The organism is Flavobacterium arundinis (genome assembly GCF_038289855.1).
GTDB classification, from domain to species: domain Bacteria; phylum Bacteroidota; class Bacteroidia; order Flavobacteriales; family Flavobacteriaceae; genus Flavobacterium; species Flavobacterium arundinis.
Window position 1 is genome coordinate 1 of record NZ_JBBYHR010000013.1, and the last position, 21484, is coordinate 21484.

A 21484-nucleotide genomic window follows, 5' to 3' on the forward strand; every position below is an offset into this window, starting at 1 on the left:
TACGAGTTCGTGGAAGAATTAAATATGGAAATAATAAAAGAAATAGTGGTAATCTGCGATGGAGATCCAAGCAAAATACCACTATCTAATATGGTTTAAAGTCTTCCGAACACTTATGTCTTTAAGACCTCGCAGGTATAACATTTCAAAGACGTTATGAAGAAAATCGAATTCACCGAAGATCAAAGAGCAAGTATACTTCAATCCATAAAGGAGTATGAAGAAGGAAATTATTTGACTGATGAAGAGGCTGAAAGGGAAATTCAGGAGTTACTAAGCTGACAACCCCTCAAAAACACTTTTAGAAATTTCTACAACAGGCTGTACGAATTCGATCCTTACAGAGCCGTCATCGTCAATTTTGGTAAGTGTTACTTCATGAAGCGTGTTTACCAGTTCCGGGTTCCATGGGGTTTTTACTTTTACGTAATTCTCTGTAAAGCCGTGGATGTAGCCTTCTTTATTTTCGCTTTCGAAAAGTACAGTACGTGTGGTAACCAACTGGCTTTCGTAGAATGCCCTGCGTTTCTTAACCGATAATCCCCTCAGCATTTTGCTTCGCTTGGAGCGAACATTACCTGCAACTTCGCCCGGCATGGAGGCAGCAGGTGTGTTATCCCTTTCGGAATAGGTGAATACGTGCAGGTAGGATATATCCATTTCGTTAAGGTAGTTGTACGTCTCAAGGAAATGCTCATCGGTCTCTCCCGGAAAGCCCACAATAACATCTACACCGATGCAGGCATGCGGCATCACTTCGCGTATCTTGTTCACGCGCTCAGTATAAACCTCACGAAGGTAGCGGCGGCGCATAAGCTTCAATATATCATTACTGCCCGATTGTAATGGTATATGGAAATGCGGCACAAAAGTACGGCTCTTCGATACAAATTCAATGGTCTCATTACGCAACAAATTCGGCTCGATAGATGAGATTCGGAGGCGTTCGATACCTTCTATCTTATCCAATTCCTGAACCAGTTCGTAAAAAGTATGCTCGTGTTTTTTATTACCGAACTCACCTTTGCCATAGTCGCCTATGTTTACGCCGGTAAGGACTATCTCTTTTATATTTTGCTGAGAGATCTCTTTAGCATTCTTCAATACATTTTCCAGCGTATCGCTACGTGAAATACCCCTTGCCAGCGGAATGGTACAATAGGTACATTTATAATCGCAGCCGTCCTGCACCTTCAGGAAAGCACGGGTACGGTCGCCAATGGAGTAGCTTCCCACGTAAAAATCGGCTTCGGAAATTTCGCAGGAATGCACCTCGCCCATATCGTTTTTGGAAAGGTCATTGATGTAATCGGTGATCTTGAATTTCTCTGTCGCGCCAAGCACCAGGTCGACACCATCAACAGCGGCAAGTTCTTCGGGCTTTAGCTGGGCATAGCACCCAACTGCGGCAATAAAGGCCTTATCATTATTCTTAAGCGCTTTCTTTACAATTTGCTTGAACTGCTTATCGGCGTTCTCGGTTACTGAGCAGGTATTGATGACATACATGTCGGCTACCTCCTCAAAATCAACGCGGTCGAAACCCTCGTCCTGAAAACTGCGTGCGATAGTAGATGTCTCCGAAAAATTCAGTTTGCATCCAAGCGTATAAAAAGCGACTTTTTTCTTTTGTTCCATGAGCATTAGCTGTAAAGCTTTCCGAATAAGCCTGCAAATTTACATACAATTTGCCAGTAAATAAAATGTACAATTCATTATATTTGTAACTCAACATAAAAGCCACGAGTATGCAAACTGTTCAGCTGCAAAAAGATAAACTGGGACTCATTGAGTGGATAACACAATTGGAGGATGTAACCGTAATTGAAAAACTTATGGAAATTATGGCTGAGGAGAATAATTACAGCTACAGACTATCAGATCAACAGATAGCAATACTTGAAGAAGGGTCTGCAAAATATGATTCCGGGGAAGAAAGAGGCTATACTTGGGAAGAAGTAAAGGAGCAGGCTATGGAGATCAAAAAGCGCCTCGATGAAGCAAAAGTCTAATATAACATACCGTTCGAATCTGGTAAAAATACTTCAAACACTATTTTCCTTATTTATACTTTCACTCCTCTTTTCCTGTACTAAAAAGGAAGAAGAGTCCCGCGACAACCTCGTTTTCCGCTATAATGAGAACGCCGCCGTCAATTCGCTTGACCCGGCATTCGCAAAAATACGCCCGTCCATCTGGGTGTGCAACCAGCTTTTCAACGGACTGGTACAACTGGATGACAGTCTCAACATCAAACCCGATATTGCCAAATCCTGGGACATTTCGCCGGATGGCAAAACCTATACGTTTACGCTGCGCAATGATGTGTATTTTCATAAAAGTGTCCTTTTCGGGAAGGACAGTACGCGGACGGTTGTTGCAAAAGATTTTGAATACAGCCTGAACCGCCTTTTGGATGAGGAAATTGCAGCACCCGGGCGCTGGATATTGCAGAATGTGGAGAACTTCCATGCTGTAAATGATACGGTTTTTGAGATAAAGCTGTCCAAAACTTTTCCTGCGTTCCTCGGACTGCTGACCATGAAATATGCATCAGTGGTTCCTCACGAGGCATTTGATAAATCCGGTTATGATTTCAGGGCGAACCCTATTGGCACCGGTCCATTCCAGTTTAAAATTTGGGAAGAAAACGTGAAGCTGGTGCTGCGGAAAAATCCGATGTATTTTGAGAAGGATGAAAAAGGCGTGCAGCTGCCGTATATGGAAGCCGTAGCGATTACCTTCCTTCCCGACAAGCAGAGCGGCTTCCTGCAATTCGTACAGGGCAAGCTGGATTTTGTTTCCGGTCTCGACCCATCGTATAAAGACGAGATACTGACCCCGAAAGGCGAGCTACAACCGAAATACAGGAAAGATGTAAAGATGATAACCGGGCCGTACCTGAATACGGAGTACATGGGTTTCCGCCTTGACGGAACTGACAAAGCAGTGAAAGACAAGCGCATCCGCCAAGCACTGAACTATGGCTTTGACCGCAATAAGATGATACTTTTCCTCCGCAACAATATGGGAATCGGCGCTACAAGCGGAATGATACCAAGCGGGCTGGCCGGTTTCGGGGCGAAAGGCTATGATTTTGATATTGCCAAAGCAAAAGCCCTGGTTGCTGATTATAAAAAGCAAACGGGCGACACCAACCCAAAAATTCAGATAAGCACCAGCGCCTCTTACCTTGATATTACCGAATACCTGCAGCGCGAATGGCAAAAGATCGGGCTGAACGTACAAGTCGATGTGAACCCGCCTTCTACCCTAACGCAGGCGATATCCACAGGGAAGGTTTCGTTCTTCAAGGCAAGCTGGATAGCTGATTATCCCGATGCCGAAAACTACCTGTCGCTTTTCTATAGCAAGAATTTCTCACCGGGCGGACCGAATTATACGCATTTTAAAAACGAGGAATTCGATAAATTGTACGAAGCCGCATTCCTTGAAACAAATGACAAAAAACGCCAGGAACTTTACAAGCAAATGGATGCCCTGGTAATGGAAGAAGCGCCGGTTATTCCGTTATTTTATGACAAGGCTTCACGGTTTACACGAAACAATGTGTCGGGTTTGGGGATCAATCCGTTGAATTTATTGGTTTTAAAAAGGGTGAGGAAGGATTGATTATTTTTATTGATGCTGGCCAACCGGGACTGCGATTGCCTACTTTCTCCGTCTTTCCTTCCGCCATTCCCATGGGGCTTCGGGGTTTTTATCTGCCCATAGGCCAAGTTTTTTATCCCTGGCTTGCTGTTCGATAGCATCCAGTGTTTTGCTTTTGGAGTATTGCTTATAATGCCATGCAAAACCGGCCTTCACGAGTTCTTCATTTACATTAATGCCGTCCTGTGTAACGATTGTGCCCACTACCCTTCCGTAACGGTCGCGCTTGCCCGTAGAAGTTACGGTAACGGTTTTCCCGAAACAAAGATCGGAGGCATATTGTCTGGCATTTTTTCCGAATGCCTGTGATTTCTCCGGGCAGTCGATCTCCGCAAGGCGGACCTTTTCGGGGATGCTGTCGTATAATATTTCGAACGTATCGCCGTCTTTTATCCCGATGACCTTGCCTTCAAAAACAGTAAGATAGCGTAGCGGCTCCTTCTCCTTTTTTGCTTTCTTTGCCTTTACAGGTTTTTCTAAACGTTCCTTTTCAGGTGAAGAATTAGTGGGTGCGTTCCTGAAAAAAGCAAAGTACACGGCAAAACCCAGCATCAATAGTGATACCGCTATTCCCGAACCGGACCTTCTTTTACGATTTGCCAATTGTTATTCTTTGATATTTTAAATTTAACCACATAGATACATAGTTTTCATAGCTTTAAAAGGAAACATATTGTCACATAGGGAAGCGTAGCTTCAGTTCTGTGATTTCTACAAATACACTTTTTCAAGATCTTTGTGGTCGGTAATTAGCTATGTGCCTATGTGGTTAAGTTACGATCAGATGTATTAATTGCTACATTTAAAAATTAAGCAATTGGTATATTACTCCTCTTTTCTCCACTCTTTGGTCGCCTCGAATACATGCTCCAGTATGGCAGCATCCTGTTCGGTGAATTCGATCTTACGCCTTGACATCACGATCTTTGCTGTTTGAAAAGCTTTTTTGGGAAGGTAAACCGTAAAGCCCGAAGCACCGCCCCAAGAGAAGCTCGGTACAAAATTACGCGGGAAGCCGCTACCGAAGATATTCGCACTTACACCAACTACGGTTCCTGTATTGAACATGGTATTGATGCCGCATTTGCTGTGGTCGCCCATCATAAGGCCGCAGAACTGCAATCCGGTTTTTGCGAATATCCCTTTCTCGTAGCTCCAAAGCTTTACTTCTTCGTAGTTATTCTTCAGGTTGGAGTTGTTGGTATCAGCGCCAAGGTTGCACCATTCGCCCAGGACAGAATTACCTAAAAAGCCATCGTGCCCTTTGTTAGAATAACCGAACAGCACCGAATTGCTTACCTCCCCGCCTATCCTGCTGTGTGGCCCCACTGTGGTAGCGCCATATACTTTAGCACCCATCTTTACCTGGCCTTCTTCGCATAATGCAAATGGTCCGCGAATCACGGAGCACTCCATGATCTCGGAATTCTTACCTATATATATAGGCCCGGTGGATGCGTTTAGGGTAACGAATTCCAGTTTGGCGCCTTCTTCAATAAAAATATTTTCGGGAGCTATGGTATTTACACTTGCCGGTATGGGCTGCGAGGTACGTCCTTCGGTCAGCAGCTCAAAATCCTCACGGATGGCGGCATCATTCTTAGCGAAAATGTCCCACGGATTCTCTATGCGCAGGCAGCTTTCGGTATATTCAATGATCTCGTACGTATCAAAATCGACTTCTTCCTGGGTATCTGTAGTATGAAAGGCGATTACTTCCTCCCCTATAAAAATAGCCTGGTTGGCTTCAAGCGACTGTACCATTTCGGACAGGACTTCATTGGGAAAGAAAGAGGCATTTATCATTACATTCTCTTCCATCTCCACCATTGGGAATTTCTCCATAAGATATTCTTCGGTAAGCGTGGTCGTGGTATAGCCAAGGTATTTCTCCCACTTTTCACGGATGGTAAGTATGCCCACACGGATATCGGCCACCGGCCTGGTGAAAGTAAACGGCAGCAGCGCGTTGCGTACGGTACCGTCAAAAAGAATGTAGTTCATTGTTTGCTGGTTTAGGACACGAAATTACGGTAAAGTTTTTGAAGTTTCAAAGTCGCAAAGTTACAAAGTTTCAAAGTAGCAGAGTGGATGAGTGGCTGAGTTGAAGAATTATTTAATTACTATTTGACATGAATTTGATCTATCCATAATGTTAGACGTTGCAATGCAACGCCTCTACCTTAATGTTTCATCATGTAACCGTTATATAATATTTCCGCTGTAGAGATGTAACACTGCAATGTCTAATGCAAAATCATTTAATATTTCATATGGAACAAAAATTATTTTCAGAACACCAGAAAACTTTGCTACTTTGTCTCTCAGCAACTTTGCAACTATCCAAAAAAAAAGCCCTCCGTTTCGGGAAGGCTTCTGTATATATAAAAGATAAAAACTATTCTTCAGTTTTAGTCTCTTTGCTGAATTTAGCATATTTATTTTTGAACTTGTCGATACGTCCTGCAGTGTCGATAAGTTTTGATTTACCTGTGTAGAAAGGGTGTGAAGTCCTGGATATCTCCATTTTCACTACCGGATATTCAACTCCTTCGTGTGTGATTGTTTCTTTAGTGTCTGCTGTAGATTTAGTGATAAAAACTTCGTCGTTCGACATGTCTTTGAATGCCACTAATCTGTAATTTTCCGGGTGAATACCTTTTTTCATCTTGAGTAAATTTTTATTGTTTGGCTGCTGCCCATCCTGAAGCTTTCTTAATTGAAAGGTATAAACGGCTTACAGCTTTTTGTTTAAACATTTTATTTGAGTGTGCAAAAGTACAACTATTTTTTAATAATCAAAGTGATGCGCTTCTTTTTTTAAGTGTAACAGTACGGATTTTTTCGCGACTCATAATATTGGAATTAGTATATTTGTACGATAAACCATAAAACGATAAGAAATGGAGAATAGTAAAAGTAGGGTTGAGGGAGCTTCTCTCGCAAAATCAACAATTCCATACGGAGTTATATTCGGGGTAATACTTGTATTGGAATTTGTACTATCTTATACATTAGCACTTAATTCCGCCGAAAACAAAGGGATAGGTATAGCTATGGGACTTATGAATAATCTGATTTTACCATTTTTGTTTATATTTTTAGCATGTAATAACTTTAAAAATAAATTAAACGGAGGATATATTTCATTTGGTCAAAGCCTAAAGGGTGGAGTTTCAACAATGGTGATCGCCGCCTTAGTATCTTCAGTTGTTACATCTATTTTTTACTTCATCATTCCTGAGGCAAAAGCACAAATTTTGGAACAAACCAAAATCTCACTGGCCAGCCAACCGGGAATGACATCTGATCAAATGAAAATGAGCCTTGAATTTACAGAAATTTTCCTTAGGCCCTATGCTTTAATACCTGTCTCTATCGTGATGTATGCTATTATTGGGCTAATAATATCACTGATTGTTGGCGCGATAATAAAAAAAGAAAATCCGGGAGCTTTTAATCAATAAATGAATCTATCTATAGTCATACCCCTCTTAAACGAGGAAGAATCGCTCTCAGAATTACACCAGTGGATCGTAAAGGTCATGGCCGAAAACAATTTCAGCTATGAGGTTATCTTTATAGATGATGGCAGCACCGACGCTTCCTGGAACATCATACAGCAGCTTGGTGTTACAAACCCGAATATAAAAGGCATTCGCTTCCACAGGAATTATGGGAAATCACAGGCGCTGCATGCCGGTTTTGCAAAGGCACAGGGCGATGTAATCATCACTATGGATGCCGACCTGCAGGACAGCCCCGAAGAAATTCCCGGGCTTTACAGTATGGTTACCAGCGGCGGCTTTGACCTTGTGTCGGGCTGGAAAAAGAAGCGGTATGACTCTATCCTGTCCAAGAACATGCCTTCCAAACTGTTCAACTGGGCAGCCCGGAAAACATCGGGAGTAAAGCTGAACGATTTCAATTGCGGCCTTAAGGCATACAAGAATATTGTTGTAAAAAATATTGAGGTATCGGGCGAAATGCACCGCTATATACCGGTATTGGCCAAAAACGCGGGCTTTGCCAAAATAGGCGAAAAAGTGGTAATGCACCAGGCCAGGAAATACGGGTCGACCAAATTTGGCATGGAACGGTTTATCAACGGTTTCCTCGACCTTATAACTATCTGGTTCCTGTCGCGTTTCGGCAAGAGGCCGATGCACCTTTTCGGGGCGCTGGGCGTACTGATGTTCCTTATCGGACTGGGGTCGGCTGCATACATAGGCGCCATGAAGCTGTACAAATTGTACCATCATGAAAAAGCGATGCTCGTAGCTAACAATCCGTGGTTTTATATTGCGCTGGTAACCATGATCATCGGTACGCAGCTATTTCTGGCGGGCTTTTTAGGTGAAATAATACTCCGGACGAAAAACAATGAGGAACGCTATAAAATTAGCGAAACTTTATAAGTTCCAGTTTTGTACCTTAGCAAATAAACCCAAAATTTACATTCCTTAAAATATAGTAAAATGGAAATTGACAAATCAATACTTGACAAAGTAAATGTATGGCTAACGCCGGTTTTCGACAATGAAACACACACGTCACTTCAGGAAATGATGGCATCTTCGCCAAAAGAGCTTGAAGACAGTTTTTATAAGAACCTTGAATTCGGAACCGGTGGCATGCGCGGCATAATGGGTCCGGGCACCAATCGCATCAATAAATATACCCTTGGGAAGGCGACACAGGGCCTTTCTGATTACCTGAAGAAATCTTTTCCCAGCGAGGAGCTTAAAGTGGCTATTGCCTACGACTGCCGCCACAACAGTGATACGCTTGCCAAAACGGTAGCGGATGTTTTTTCGGCTAACGGGATAAAAGTATTCCTTTTTTCAGATTTACGCCCTACCCCTGAACTTTCGTTCGCAGTAAAACACCTCAGCTGCCATGCAGGGATCGTGCTTACAGCATCGCATAACCCACCGGAATATAACGGATACAAAGTATACTGGCAAGACGGCGGCCAGTTGGTTCCGCCACAGGACAAAGAGGTAATCGACGTGATCGAAGCGCTTGAATACGGCCAGATCAATTTCAATGCTAATGAAAACCTTATCGAATATATAGGCGAAGTAATGGATAATGCGTTTATACGTTCGTCGCTTATCAATGCTTCTTTCAACACCCCGCAGGAAGCGAAGGATGCATTGAAAATAGTATATACCCCATTGCACGGCACATCGGTAACGCTGATACCCGACCTTCTTGAAGACGCTGGCTACAGCAATGTGAATATCGTAGCAGAGCAGGCTAAACCTGACGGGGATTTCCCAACAGTAAAATCGCCGAACCCAGAGGAGCCGGAAGCATTGTCTATGGCAATTGCGCTGGCTGACGAAGTGAATGCTGATATCGTTATAGGCACCGACCCTGACAGTGACCGCCTTGGTGTGGCTGTGCGTAACGGCAATGGCATCATGACCCTGCTTAATGGTAACCAGACGATGGTACTGATGACACATTTCCTTTTGGAGCAATGGAAAAAACAAGGCAAAATTGACGGAAAGCAATTTGTGGGATCGACTATAGTATCCACACCGATGATGATGGAACTGGCTTCTGCCTATGGTGTAGAATGCAAAGTGGGGCTTACAGGCTTTAAATGGATCGCCAAGATGATCAAGGATTTCCCAGAACAGGAATTCATAGGCGGTGGCGAAGAAAGCTTTGGATTTATGGTAGGCGATGCAGTGCGCGATAAGGATGCCGTGACCTCTACCCTGCTGCTTTGCGAGATCGCTGCACAGGCAAAAGCCAATGCAAGCTCACTATACCAGGAGCTGCTGAAACTATTTGTTGAATTCGGCTTCTATAAAGAGTACCTTATATCTATTACCAAAAAAGGTATGGAAGGCGCGGCGGAGATCAACAACATGATGATACAAATGCGCGAGAAGCCGCTTACCGAGATCAATGGTCAGCGTGTGCTGATGGTAGAAGACTATAAAGCATCTACTGCCAAAAACCTTTTGAACGGCGAAGAAGAAACACTTACCCTTCCGAAAAGTGATGTGCTTATCTATTACCTTGAAGACGGTACGAAAATATGTGCACGCCCGAGCGGAACGGAGCCAAAGATAAAATTCTATTTCAGTGTGAACGCACCGCTTGACGATGTGACAAACTTTAAGGCTGTAGAGGCTTCGCTGGACAAGAAGATAAAAAACATAACAGAAGAAATGAACCTTGTTTAATTAATGAGCTACTACACCAAAATTTACCCTTTTGCGAAGCCGTACAAAAAGCAGATAGCACTGAATATCTTCTTCAATATATTGTATGCACTTTTCAGTACGATGTCGCTGATCGCGGTAATACCTGTTCTGAAGGTTATTTTTGACGACAAGAAAGATGTTGCAAAACCCGTATATGAAGACTTTGCTCATTTAAAAACCTACCTGGAGAACTCCCTGAACTATTCCCTCACTACAGAGATAAAGGAACATGGGGAGTTTACCGTACTGATGTTCATCATCGGAACGATCATTACAATCTTCCTGCTGAAGAACCTGTGCAATTACATGGCGCTTTACTATATCACGCACCTGCGTAACGGTATGGTAAAAGATATTAGGATGGCGATGTATGGCAAAATTACAAGGCTTCCATCTGCCTATTATTCGCAAACCACTAAGGGCGATGTGATTGCCAAAATGACAACCGATGTAAATGAGCTGAGCACTTCGTTCATGAACTACATGGAGATGATCGTGAAGGAACCCCTAACGATACTCTTTACACTCATATCAATGGCGATCTTCAGCTACCAGCTTACCCTGTTTGTATTTGTATTCCTTCCCGTGGCAGGATTTATCATATCAAAGGTGGGCAAGTCGCTTAAAAAACAGTCAATGCGGGTGCAGCAGGAACATGGGCAGGTACTGGCCACACTCGAAGAGACGGTTGGCGGCCTTAAGGTGATCAAGTCATTTACCGCCGAAGGGCTGTTCAGGGAAAAATTCGGCAACATCAACCAAAGGCTTTTCAGGTACTCTAACACGGTATCGAACAGGCAAAACCTTGCCTCACCGCTTAGCGAGCTGTTGGGAATTATCGTGATAGGCGTATTGCTGGTGTACGGCGGTTATCTTGTTTTTGAAGACCAGACCATGGAAGCAGGCTTCTTTTTAGGCTATATCCTCCTTGCCTACAACATCCTTACCCCAGCCAAAGATATATCGAAGGCGAGCTACAGCCTTAAACGGGGCAGCGCTTCCGCAGAAAGGATCGTAGATTTGCTGGAGACCGACATTGAAATACATGACAAGCCTAAAGCTATTGAGAAAACTTCTTTTGAAGGAAGCATAGAAATTGAAAACATCAATTTCCGATATGAGGAAGAAAACGTACTGAAAGATTTCTCGCTTACTGTACCAAAAGGCCAGACTGTAGCTTTGGTAGGACAATCCGGCAGCGGAAAGAGCACCATTGCTAACCTGCTAACGCGTTTTTACGACGTACAGGAGGGCAGCATCAGCATCGATGGTATTGATATCCGCGATTGTACCGTTCACTCATTGCGGAGCCTTATGGGGCTTGTAACACAGGATAGCATCCTGTTTAACGATACGGTAAGGAATAATGTGTCGTTGGGCAAACCTGATGCTACCGATGAAGAGATCCTTGATGCATTGAAAATTGCCAATGCCTACGAATTTGTGAAAGACCTGCCGGAAGGCATCAATACCAATATTGGTGACAGCGGGAACAAGCTTTCGGGCGGGCAGAAACAACGCCTCAGCATTGCCCGTGCCGTACTGAAAAACCCGCCTATCATGATCCTTGACGAGGCTACCTCCGCCCTGGATACCGAAAGCGAAAGGCTGGTACAGCAGGCATTGGAGAACATGATGCAGAACCGTACATCTATAGTCATTGCCCACAGGCTTTCGACCATACAAAAGGCCGATAAGATCGTGGTAATGCAAAAAGGAAAAATCGTAGAGCAGGGAACACATGATGAGCTTATTAACCATAATGGTACTTATAAGAAGCTGGTGATGATGCAATCCTTCGAGTAATCATTTCAGATTTCAGATTGTAGATTTCAGATTGAGCTTCACTCGTAATAAATAAATTCCACGGATTATAAAATAAAATTAAGAAATAGCTGCAGGTTTGCGGCTATTTTCTTTATGAAGTATCTTTGTCATTAAAATTAAAAATACCATTATATGCCTGTTAAAGCGATTATCTACGACCTTGACAATACTATTTATCCCGTAAGTGCAATTGGCGACAAGCTGTTTGGGCCATTATTCAATCTGATAGCGGAGAGTGGCGAGCACGATAATGATTTCGATGCCATCAGGAAAGCTATTATGAGGACGCCTTTCCGGCTTGTGGCTGCAAGGCATAACTTCAGTGATACGCTTACCGCGAAAGGGATCGCCCTGCAGGAAGAGATCGTTTATGATGAGATGATTGACACCTTTGAGGATTATCCTGAGATAAAGAATATTCCCGGGGAACGCTTTTTGGTGACTACCGGTTTCCTGAAAATGCAGATGAGCAAGATAAAGCAGATGGGCATTGAACCTGATTTTAAGGAAGTTCATGTGGTTGACCCTACAAAATCAAGCAAAAAAGAAGTGTTTGCCGGTATATTGCAGCGTTTTGATTATAAACCGGAAGAAGTGCTGGTAGTGGGCGACGACCCCGAAAGCGAGATAAAGGCAGCAAAAGAACTTGGCATACCTACCGTGCTTTACGATAAACAAAACGCCCAGGATGCCCGTGAAGCCGATTATAAAATTGATCATTTTAAAGATCTTATAAGAATTGCGGCAGGAGTTTATCTACTATAAATGTTGCGCTCATTTATAAAGTTTATAAAAATGTTTAGTCGCATGGCTGTCATCGAGGCACGAAGGGATCTTTCTGCTACAACAAAAGCTGCTGCCTGAAGGAAAGACTGCTTCGTGCCTCGCAGTGACTGTGCGGAGAGAGGAACTACTTCAAATCGAAATTATCATTACCATTAGAAAATAAAAACACTATCTTAACTAATAAAGGAGGCAACATTTGTAATTTTACAAAAGATACCTCCTGATATGTATGTACCCAACGGCCAGATAACGCTCCCAGATCCTGACACCATTGTCTGGAAATACCTGGACCTCTCCAAGTTCCTGGACCTGCTGTTGTGCAGGCAGCTTTTTATGTCGCGGTCGGATAAGTTTGAGGACCAGTATGAAGGCACATTCAGCGAGCCTACGTTTGAGGAAATGAAAAGGCTGTCAGAACACAAGCCCGACTTTTTGGACTATTATAAGAACCACCGGAAAAATGTAGTGGTAAGCAGTTGGCACATCAATGAATACGAGTCTTTTGCCATGTGGCAGATCTTTACAAAAAATAATGAAGGCCTCGCTATACAAAGCACCATCGGCCGTATGCAACGGGCGCTGGCACCGGAACAGCGCTATGAACAGCATATAGGCGCCGTAGATTATATTGATTACAAAAAAGAATATATCCCTTTCGATAATAGTTTTTTCCCGTTCCTTTTTAAGCGGAAGAGCTTTCAGTATGAGCGTGAAGTACGGATTGTTGCCGACCTTACAGAGCACAACCTTTCGATAAATGAAGGAGTAAAAACGGATGTTGACATCAACCTTTTAATAGAAAAAATTTACATCCACCCGAAATCAGAGAACTGGTACAAAAAACTGGTGATGCAGCTGATGCAGCAGCTGGGTTTTGATTTTGAGATTGAGAAGTCGGATCTGGAAAGTGACATTTTAATATAGTCTTCAGTCGCAGTCGCAGTTTTTCAGTTAAAGGAACGCGGATGACACGGATTTTGGCGGATGGACACGGATTTCCAATAATGCTGTTATCGGTTATAGGTTATAGGTTCTGTATGGCAACCCGGAACCCCAAACCCGGAACTAATTTACCGGTTCGTAAGCCGTTACAGTCCAGTCAGGGGAAAGCAGGTCGGCGTAGTGGTAATGCACCTTGTCATTCTTATCAAAAGCACCATTTTTGTTGATGTCCTCTATGGTACGGAAGTAAATTCTGTTTTGTGTATTGATAATATTCCAGTCGATCAGCTCCTGCATGTCCTGCGACAGCTTCTTAAATCCTTTTCCGCTGATATCGCTCATGTACAGTGACCTGATATCATTGGCATCTACCTTTCCATCCTGGTTGGTATCGGCATCTACAACCGTATACACCAACACCTGCCGCTTTGTCTTTGCCGAAATGCCGTCAAGGAATGTTGCGGTTTGTATCTGAATCTTTTTATTGGTAAGCGGGTGCATAGCCGTTGAGTCGATGTGCTGGAATTTCAGGTTTTCGAAATAGCCTGTTATCTCAAAACGGTTGTAGTTGGATATCGCATAGCTTACGGAGCTGTTGGTGCGGCTGGTGCCGTAGCTGCGGTTACTGTCGTCATACACCCTTATATCGCCTACAGGATGAATCAGGTATTTTGTACCTTCCATGTGAACGGGAAGGTCGGCTACCTTAATCTGGGCAGAGTCCACTTTTTTAAGCTGAGTAGTGCCTGCTTTGGTGTCTTCATAGATCACTTTAGGCTTGGGCTTTTCTTCCTTGCAGCTTACAAACAGTAATGATGTAAGGGTTATGGCTATAATGGCAGCTTTTTTCATTTCACGATTTAGATATATCCCAAAAATAAGCAAAATGTTTTGAATAGAGAAAGGAACTTAGTTACTTAGGTGCTGAGATGCTTAGGTTCTTAGGTTCTTAGAGCCTTAGAAACTTAGAAACTTAGCGCCTCAGCATCTCAGAACCTCAGAAAACTATATTCTTGCCGAGAGCTTAAGGCTGAAAACGCGGCTGGTAAGGTAATTCGGGATGCCGTACTGTGCCTTTGAATACACATCGCGTACCCAGGTATTTGTAATAGCGTTCTGGTTGTTGAAAAGGTTAAATATCTCCAGGCCAAGGGTAAGCTCCTGGAAAGGTTTCAGCCATGCTTTGTCCGATTTTATCTTATCGCCCTGGTAAATATCCTTAAACACATAGGCAAATCCGGCATCGGCGCGGCGGTAATCATTCAGGCGTGACTGGTACACATACGAATCGGCATACGATGGCGACCCGCCCGGCAATCCGGTATTATATACGAGGTTAAGGTACATCTTCAGGTTCGGGATGTTGGGAACATAATCCTGGAACAGCAAACCGAATTTAAGACGCTGGTCGGTAGGCCTTGGGATGTAGCCGCGGCCATTGATGTTTTCTTCCGTCCTCATATAACCAAAGCTGATCCACGATTCGGTGCCCGGTACAAACTCACCGTTTAGGCGCATATCGAGTCCGTAGGCATAGGCCACTGCATCGTTATTCGCACGGTAACGAATGCGGACATTCTCGAGCGTATAGGTATTTACATCATCGATTTTTTTATAATATGCCTCGGTAACCAGCTTAAACGGCCTGTTGCCATCGCCCATCTTAAAGCTGTAATCATTTGCCAATACAACATGTATCGATCGCTGCGCTTTTACATTCGGCTGAACAACACCAAGGGAATCCCTGAGTTCGCGGTAAAAAGGCGGCTGGTAATAAAGCCCCCCCGAAAGGCGGAAAACCATGTCGCGGCCCCAATTGGGCTTTATGGCAAACTGCGCGCGGGGGCTCACAACGATCTGGCTTTTGCCATCAATATTGTCGCCTGTTACCTGCCACTGGTGCGCCCTTACACCCGCATTCATAAAAATTACGTTGTTGTTTATAGTATCCCGGTAGCTCCATTGGCCATAGCCCGAAAAACGGTTGATCTGGGCAAAATTGGTAGCCCTGGTATTTTGGTACGGCACCAGCGGCCCTTTATAAGGGGTATATGGCTGGTCGTTTTGTACAATATCGTTAACCGGCGGCCTTAGCGAGAATCCCGCCGAGTCGACCACCTCCCACTCTACCAGCCTGTCACGGATGTCTTCGCGGGTATATTTTACGCCCCATTCGAAGTTGTGCTTTTTCTTAAAGGTAAGGTAGCCTTTCACCTCGGCATTTACGATAAGCGCATCCAGGTCGTTGCGCCCGTGGTTGAGCTGCGACCCGACAGACACACAGTCGGTACAGGCGCCAAAGGTTTCAGAATTTATACTTGTATCTACATTCCCTAATGCATACTGCGCAAGGATGTCAAAATGTTCCTGCTCCTGGGTATGGTAGGCCGACCCGATAAATTTAAGACGGAAAATATCGGAAACTTTATATTCTGAAGTAAACGCGCCGAAATAGGTTTTGTACTGGTCTTTTTCCTGTCCTTCATAAAATATCTGCAGTGCAATGGGGTCATCTACCGTACCGAAATTCGTCTGCCTTGTGAGCGGCTGGTAATTGTACTGGTTCTGCGATATATTGCCGATAAAGCTGAAGTCCCATTTTTCGTTCGGGGTAAAAGTCACCATCGTCTGCACATCGGCAAATGTGGGCTTATAGTTTGTCTGTGTTTCCTGGCTGTTGACCAAAAGGCTGTTGTCGCGGTAGCGCGCACCCACTATGGCAGCCCATTTCTTATCTTTTGAAACACCTTCGAGGGTAAGGCTTCCGCCGAGGAAACTCGCTTCGAGAGCTGCTGCATAATCTGTCGGTTTGCGGTACTTAATATCAAGCACGGATGACAGCTTGTCGCCAAATCGTGACTGAAATCCGCCCGATGAAAAGTCAACGCTTTTTACCATATTGCTGTTGGTAAAGCTCAGTCCTTCCTGCTGCCCGGAACGGATAAGGAACGGACGGTAGATCTCGACATCGTTCACATACACAAGGTTCTCGTCATAATTACCACCACGTACGGAGTATTGTGTACTCAGCTCATTGTTGAACGTAACGCCAAGCCCTATTGATTTTATGATATTTTCGACTCCCGCATTAGGGCCAACCATCTTAATTATTACTTCCGGATCTACTGTAGTAAGGCCTTCTACCCTTTTACTGCCGTTTTCGGAGGTAATTAATACGCCTCTTAATTCATTAGTCCCGGTGACCATTATAGAGTTGAATTGAAAACTGTCGTTCCAGCCCAACTCACCTTCTATCGAAGAAAGTGCAAAACTGATATGCTCAAACCAAATGATTACTTTCCTGTTGACCGGCAGTTCAATTTTATAAAAACCGGTTTTGTCTGTCGTCGTCCTTACCGTCCCTTCAATATCGGCATAATACACATTTACACCTTCAATAGGCTTGTGGTTTTCGTCAATGAGGACTCCGTATATAAATGGTTTTTTCTGGGCAAAAGCCGTGGTGCCCAACAATATGACCAGCAGTACAAGTAGTTTATTTATCTTTTTCAACAGGTGCCGTATTTTGTGTTCTGAAAAAATGCGTTTCAAAGGTAGTGGAATTTCCCACATTATCAGTAACGGTGATTTTTAAATCATTGCGGCCTTCATCCACAATACTGTCGCTGAAATTATGGAATATAACGCGCGTTTTGTAATCGTAGTGCATCAGTGCCCATTTTCCGTTAAGGAATGCATCAAAAGTAGCGATTCCCGACAGGTCGTCGCTTATTTTACACCAAAAGCCATCCTTGTCACTCAGCCACTTACCTTCTGCAAAGCTTATATCAAAAATTTTTGGCGGGGTGGTATCCTGTGCCAGCTTAAAATTACCCAGCTGCTTTACTTTTGCGGTAAGCTTCCCGTCCTCCATATAGCTGCTGTTGTAGGTGATCTTCTTATCCGTAAAGCCCGCAATGAACGTTTTTTGCAGCACCTCTTTCGAAAGGTGGCTCACGTCGAATGACACCACGACATTGGTATGCACGGGCACGGTGGGGTTGTGCAGGTACAGTATGGAATCACGCACATTGAAATCCATATAGAAATCTTCGTAAAATGCATTGGCAGGAATAAAGACCGATACATTGTCCTTAGTATAATTATGGTCATTGCCCACTTTAACCAGGTAGGGTGTGATATGCTTTTCCTCTGTAACCGACGCCGGCTTATCTGAATATTCGATACTGCCGTTTACGAGGACTTTGTTGCCATGGAAATCGGCTACCTCTATCCTGTAGTTTTTTACCGTATCACGAACGATATTGAACTGCCCGTTTGAAGCGCTTTCCTTAAGCAGCGATAATGGGTATGGCGTTTTTACAAACAGCTTTTGGAAACGCTGGCCGGTGGCGTAATAGCGCGGATAGTCGATAAGGTTGTTTACGTAACGCGACTCGTCAAAGGCAAATGTATTGAAGGCGTAATTGAAGTAAGGGCTGCCGTTGAAGAATGTCTGTATTTTAAAAATACCATTGTTGCCCACGCTACCGGTCGACTTATCAGAAGTGCTGACCGAAAAGCCAACTTTTCCTTTTGCCGAAATTTTATCGGCCAGGTACGTACCGTCTTTCTGGAGCTTAAGACTTACTAACGTTGGCTTTTTCGATTCGTTTACCACGGCATCATCACTAAGCGGATAGGCTATCAGTCCCAGTATTTTTGGTGCATAGGGATCCTTCATCTTTTTATTAAGCCCAAAAAGCAACGGGTTGATGATCATCTCCGTTTTGGTATCGCGGTACTCAAAATGCAGGTGCGGGCCGCCGGAGCCACCGGAATTTCCCGACAGGGCCACGAGTTCACCTTTTGTAACGGTGAGTTCGCCAGGCTTTAGAAACAGCTCGATATCAAAGGACTGCTTTTCATATTGTTTGGCTCTTACCAATGCCTCTATTTTAGGCGAATATTTCTGCAAATGGCCGTATAATGTTGTAAATCCGTTGGGATGGTCGATATATAATGCGGTGCCGTAGCCGTAGCTTGAAACCTTCAGGCGGGACACATAGCCATCTGCCGCGGCATAGACAGGGAGGCCTTCTTTCTGGTTGGTACGGAAATCGAGGCCGGCATGGAAATGGTTAGTGCGAAGCTCTCCAAAAGTACCCGACGGGTGGATGGGGATGTCCATCGGCGAACGGAAATAGTCCTGCGGGTATTGCTGCTGTGCGAAAGCTGCTGAGGCGTATAAAAGAAATAAAAAAAATGATCTCATGGGACGAAAATAGGAAAAAGCGTTAAAAAAACCGAAGGGTTTGGGTTAATCTTAAACATAAATGTGTTTTGCCAAACGCTGAAAATGACACGTTACAGGCTTCTAAAAAGGTTTGTACATCCTTCACATATACTAAAAAAATCGAGTTCATTTCCGTAAAACAATCTGTGTAACAGTAATCAAACGTTATATTTATAACTTATTTTCACTGCAAAATAGTACCGAAACTTTAAATTAATTCATATTTTTTCACTAAACAGTTGTTTCTAATTAAAGTAATATTAACTTTGTAAAATCATGTAATGAAAAGTGACTGTAATGAGCGGATTAACCGAAATAGTTGATTCTCTTGAAAGTAAACTGGAAAAGCTGGCCCGGAAACTGGAAAAGCTGCAACAGGCAAACCAAGAGCTGGAAAACGGGATATCACGTTCGGCGGCAGTCATTAACCGGCAGGATGAGGAAATCGCTGTGCTGAAGCAACAGAACGAATCTCTGAAAATAGCCAATTCATTGCTGGGCAGTGACGACAACAAAAGAGAAACGAAACTCAAAATAAATTCATTAATACGCGAAATTGATTATTGCATAGCACAACTTTCTGATTAACAATGGAAGACAAGCTGAAGATCAAAATATCGATTGCCGACAGGATGTATCCGTTAACGGTAGATCCTTCACAGGAAGAAGGGCTCAGGAGCGCTTCCAAGAAGATTGATGCGATGATACGCCAGTTCGAAGAGAACTATGCGGTAAGAGATAAGCAGGATGTGCTTGCCATGTGCGCGCTGCAATTTGCGGCACAGGTGGAACAAAAGCAGATTGACAAGTCGGCCGACTTTGAAGATGCGTTTGCAAGGCTGCGGGTGATGGATGAAAAACTGAGCGGACTTCTCTCCGAATAATAAAAATACGTTCTTTACATACGTCAATAATACTGCCTACATTAGTCCTTATTTGATAAACTCAACGCCAATTTTTTAAAATGGGTGAATCGCCGCTACTATAGCAAGCTGCCCCGAGCAGATCCTTGAACAGCGGGTTAGCTCAAAACTTGTCCTATCGAGTTTATACAATACCCAACTGATGTAGGCTTTTTTTTATATATAAAATACACCTAAACCAAACTATGGACAGTACATTAATGATAATCATCGGGGCCATTATAGGAATAGCGGCCGGATTCGGGATCGCAAAATTCCTTGAAAAGAAAAATGTTTCCACCCTTATAAGGAATGCTAAAAAAGAAGCAGCCTCAATACTTAAAGATGCCAATACCGAAGCGGAATCTATTAAAAAAGATAAGCTACTTCAGGCTAAGGAAAAATTCCTTGAGCTAAAGGCAGAGCATGAGCAGGTAATACTGGGCAAGGATAAAAAAATAGCAGAGTCTGAAAAAAGGACACGCGACAAGGAATCGCAGGTATCGAGCGAGCTTGCAAGGGCTAAAAAATCGGCTGATGAGGCTGAAGCGAAAATAAACGACTACAATACCCGTATTGAATTCCTTGATAAAAAACAGCAGGAAATAGACAGGCTTCACAAAAGCCAGGTAGACCAGCTTGAGGTAATCTCAGGATTATCTGCTGAAGATGCCAAAAACCAACTTGTGGAAAGCCTTAAAGCAGAAGCTAAGAGCAGCGCGATGTCGCATATACAGGACACCATTGAAGAAGCCAAGCTTACCGCCCAGCAGGAGGCCAAAAAAATCATCATCAATACCATACAGCGTGTGGGTACTGAAGAAGCAGTAGAAAACTGTGTATCGGTATTCAACATTGAGTCCGATGATGTAAAAGGACGCATCATTGGGCGTGAGGGACGTAACATCCGCGCACTTGAAGCTGCTACGGGCGTTGAGATCATTGTTGACGATACCCCTGAAGCTATTATACTTTCATGTTTTGACCCGGTAAGAAGGGAAATTGCCCGCCTTGCACTACACAAACTTGTTACAGACGGAAGGATACACCCGGCACGTATTGAAGAAGTAGTTGGCAAAACCGCAAAACAGATTGAAGACGAAATTATTGAAGTAGGTAAGCGTACCGTGATCGATCTTGGTATCCACGGGCTACACCCAGAACTTATAAAAATCGTGGGAAGGATGAAATACCGTTCTTCTTACGGTCAGAACCTTTTGCAGCACTCGCGCGAAGTATCGAAACTTTGTGGTATCATGGCTGCGGAACTGGGACTTAACGTTAAGCTTGCCAAAAGGGCAGGTTTGCTACACGATATCGGTAAGGTTCCGGATGCAGAGAGCGACCTTCCGCACGCATTGCTTGGTATGCAGTGGGCCGAAAAATATGGCGAGAAAGAAGAAGTATGTAACGCTATTGGCGCCCACCACGACGAGATCGAAATGAAATCGATGCTCTCCCCTATTATCCAGGTGTGTGATGCTATATCAGGCGCAAGGCCGGGTGCAAGGAGACAGGTGCTTGACTCCTATATCCAGCGCCTTAAAGATCTTGAGGATATCGCCTATGGCTTCCCGGGCGTTAAAAGCGCCTATGCCATACAGGCGGGCCGTGAGCTTCGTGTAATCGTGGAAAGTGAAAAAGTGAGCGATGATATGGCTTCTAACCTGTCGTTTGAAATATCGCACAAGATACAAACCGAAATGACCTATCCCGGCCAGGTAAAAATTACCGTTATCCGTGAGACAAGGGCGGTTAATATTGCTAAGTAAGGTTCTGAGGGACTGAGGTTCTTAGTTACTAAGATCCTATGCTTAGAATCTTAAAATAATAAAAGCTTCCATGAAAATAGAAGCTTTTTTTTAGGCCCTCACTTTTGCTAAATACCTAAG

The 21484-nt window shown here is 43.8% G+C and carries 19 protein-coding genes and 1 other RNA gene; 13 read left to right on the forward strand and 7 right to left on the reverse strand.

The annotated features are described in order from the left end of the window. Nucleotides 1-156 precede the first annotated feature (156 nt). A complete protein-coding gene (locus tag AAEO56_RS18320) occupies nt 157-282 on the forward strand; it encodes a hypothetical protein (RefSeq protein ID WP_341698532.1) in 126 nt (41 codons plus the stop codon). Here the strand turns inward: AAEO56_RS18320 and mtaB are convergent. Next, nucleotides 274-1638, reverse strand: coding sequence for a tRNA (N(6)-L-threonylcarbamoyladenosine(37)-C(2))-methylthiotransferase MtaB (gene mtaB, locus AAEO56_RS18325; RefSeq protein ID WP_341698533.1), 1365 nt, complete (start codon nt 1636-1638; stop codon nt 274-276). The two genes, AAEO56_RS18320 and mtaB, sit on opposite strands and share 9 nt — an antisense overlap. 110 nt (nt 1639-1748) lie before the next feature. Here mtaB and AAEO56_RS18330 point away from each other — a divergent pair, with 110 nt between their 5' ends. Together AAEO56_RS18330 and AAEO56_RS18335 are read left to right on the forward strand one after the other, a co-directional pair. After that, nucleotides 1749-2012 carry a hypothetical protein gene (locus AAEO56_RS18330; RefSeq protein ID WP_341698534.1) on the forward strand — a complete coding sequence of 88 codons (264 nt, stop codon included), beginning with the start codon at nt 1749-1751 and terminating at the stop codon, nt 2010-2012. After that, a complete protein-coding gene (locus AAEO56_RS18335) occupies nt 1996-3633 on the forward strand; it encodes an ABC transporter substrate-binding protein (protein WP_341698535.1) in 1638 nt (545 codons plus the stop codon). The genes AAEO56_RS18330 and AAEO56_RS18335 overlap by 17 nt, the downstream gene beginning before the upstream one ends. A gap of 39 nt (nt 3634-3672) precedes the next feature. Here the strand turns inward: AAEO56_RS18335 and AAEO56_RS18340 are convergent, their stop codons facing one another. The 3 genes from AAEO56_RS18340 to AAEO56_RS18350 form a co-directional block, all read right to left on the reverse strand. Further along, nucleotides 3673-4275, reverse strand: a complete 603-nt coding sequence (locus AAEO56_RS18340; RefSeq protein WP_341698536.1) for a thermonuclease family protein — start codon at nt 4273-4275, stop codon at nt 3673-3675. Nucleotides 4276-4497: 222 nt separating this feature from the next. After that, entirely contained in the window at nt 4498-5676 is a 1179-nt protein-coding gene (locus AAEO56_RS18345) for a GlmU family protein (RefSeq protein WP_341698537.1), read from the reverse strand. 394 nt (nt 5677-6070) lie between these two features. Continuing rightward, nucleotides 6071-6340, reverse strand: coding sequence for a type B 50S ribosomal protein L31 (locus tag AAEO56_RS18350; protein WP_341698538.1), 270 nt, complete (start codon nt 6338-6340; stop codon nt 6071-6073). 235 nt (nt 6341-6575) lie between these two features. Here AAEO56_RS18350 and AAEO56_RS18355 point away from each other — a divergent pair, with 235 nt between their 5' ends. The 6 genes from AAEO56_RS18355 to AAEO56_RS18380 all read left to right on the forward strand — a co-directional run bounded on the left by AAEO56_RS18355 (nt 6576) and on the right by AAEO56_RS18380 (nt 13436). Next, nucleotides 6576-7139, forward strand: coding sequence for a DUF4199 domain-containing protein (locus AAEO56_RS18355; RefSeq protein WP_341698539.1), 564 nt, complete (start codon nt 6576-6578; stop codon nt 7137-7139). Continuing rightward, the gene (locus AAEO56_RS18360; RefSeq protein ID WP_341698540.1) at nt 7140-8090 is read left to right on the forward strand and encodes a glycosyltransferase family 2 protein; all 951 of its coding nucleotides are present in this window, start codon (nt 7140-7142) and stop codon (nt 8088-8090) included. Nucleotides 8091-8150: 60 nt separating this feature from the next. Then, nucleotides 8151-9878: a phospho-sugar mutase gene (locus AAEO56_RS18365; RefSeq protein WP_341698541.1), complete on the forward strand. Its 1728-nt coding sequence runs from the start codon at nt 8151-8153 to the stop codon at nt 9876-9878. Nucleotides 9879-9881: 3 nt separating this feature from the next. Further along, a complete protein-coding gene (locus tag AAEO56_RS18370; protein ID WP_341698542.1) occupies nt 9882-11705 on the forward strand; it encodes an ABC transporter ATP-binding protein in 1824 nt (607 codons plus the stop codon). A gap of 153 nt (nt 11706-11858) precedes the next feature. Beyond that, nucleotides 11859-12491, forward strand: a complete 633-nt coding sequence (locus AAEO56_RS18375) for an HAD family hydrolase (RefSeq protein ID WP_341698543.1) — start codon at nt 11859-11861, stop codon at nt 12489-12491. A 246-nt stretch (nt 12492-12737) separates the two neighbouring features. Continuing rightward, entirely contained in the window at nt 12738-13436 is a 699-nt protein-coding gene (locus AAEO56_RS18380; RefSeq protein ID WP_341698544.1) for a hypothetical protein, read from the forward strand. A 141-nt stretch (nt 13437-13577) separates the two neighbouring features. Here the strand turns inward: AAEO56_RS18380 and AAEO56_RS18385 are convergent, their stop codons facing one another. The 3 genes from AAEO56_RS18385 to AAEO56_RS18395 all read right to left on the reverse strand — a co-directional run bounded on the left by AAEO56_RS18385 (nt 13578) and on the right by AAEO56_RS18395 (nt 18669). After that, a complete protein-coding gene (locus tag AAEO56_RS18385; protein ID WP_341698545.1) occupies nt 13578-14306 on the reverse strand; it encodes a hypothetical protein in 729 nt (242 codons plus the stop codon). A gap of 153 nt (nt 14307-14459) precedes the next feature. Beyond that, nucleotides 14460-16967 carry a TonB-dependent receptor gene (locus AAEO56_RS18390; RefSeq protein ID WP_341698546.1) on the reverse strand — a complete coding sequence of 836 codons (2508 nt, stop codon included), beginning with the start codon at nt 16965-16967 and terminating at the stop codon, nt 14460-14462. Next, a complete protein-coding gene (locus AAEO56_RS18395) occupies nt 16951-18669 on the reverse strand; it encodes a M23 family metallopeptidase (RefSeq protein WP_341698547.1) in 1719 nt (572 codons plus the stop codon). Before AAEO56_RS18395 ends, AAEO56_RS18390 begins: the two co-directional genes overlap by 17 nt. A 318-nt stretch (nt 18670-18987) precedes the next feature. On the opposite strand from AAEO56_RS18395, the gene AAEO56_RS18400 reads away from it, so the two are divergent. The 4 genes from AAEO56_RS18400 to rny all read left to right on the forward strand — a co-directional run bounded on the left by AAEO56_RS18400 (nt 18988) and on the right by rny (nt 21364). Beyond that, the gene (locus AAEO56_RS18400) at nt 18988-19278 is read left to right on the forward strand and encodes a hypothetical protein (RefSeq protein ID WP_341698548.1); all 291 of its coding nucleotides are present in this window, start codon (nt 18988-18990) and stop codon (nt 19276-19278) included. A 2-nt stretch (nt 19279-19280) separates the two neighbouring features. Beyond that, complete coding sequence (locus AAEO56_RS18405; RefSeq protein ID WP_341698549.1) at nt 19281-19574, forward strand: cell division protein ZapA; 294 nt, start codon at nt 19281-19283, stop codon at nt 19572-19574. Nucleotides 19575-19633: 59 nt separating this feature from the next. After that, a non-coding RNA gene (gene ssrS / locus AAEO56_RS18410) (6S RNA) lies at nt 19634-19739 on the forward strand. 59 nt (nt 19740-19798) lie between these two features. After that, entirely contained in the window at nt 19799-21364 is a 1566-nt protein-coding gene (gene rny, locus AAEO56_RS18415) for a ribonuclease Y (RefSeq protein WP_341698550.1), read from the forward strand. Nucleotides 21365-21484: the final 120 nt, after the last annotated feature.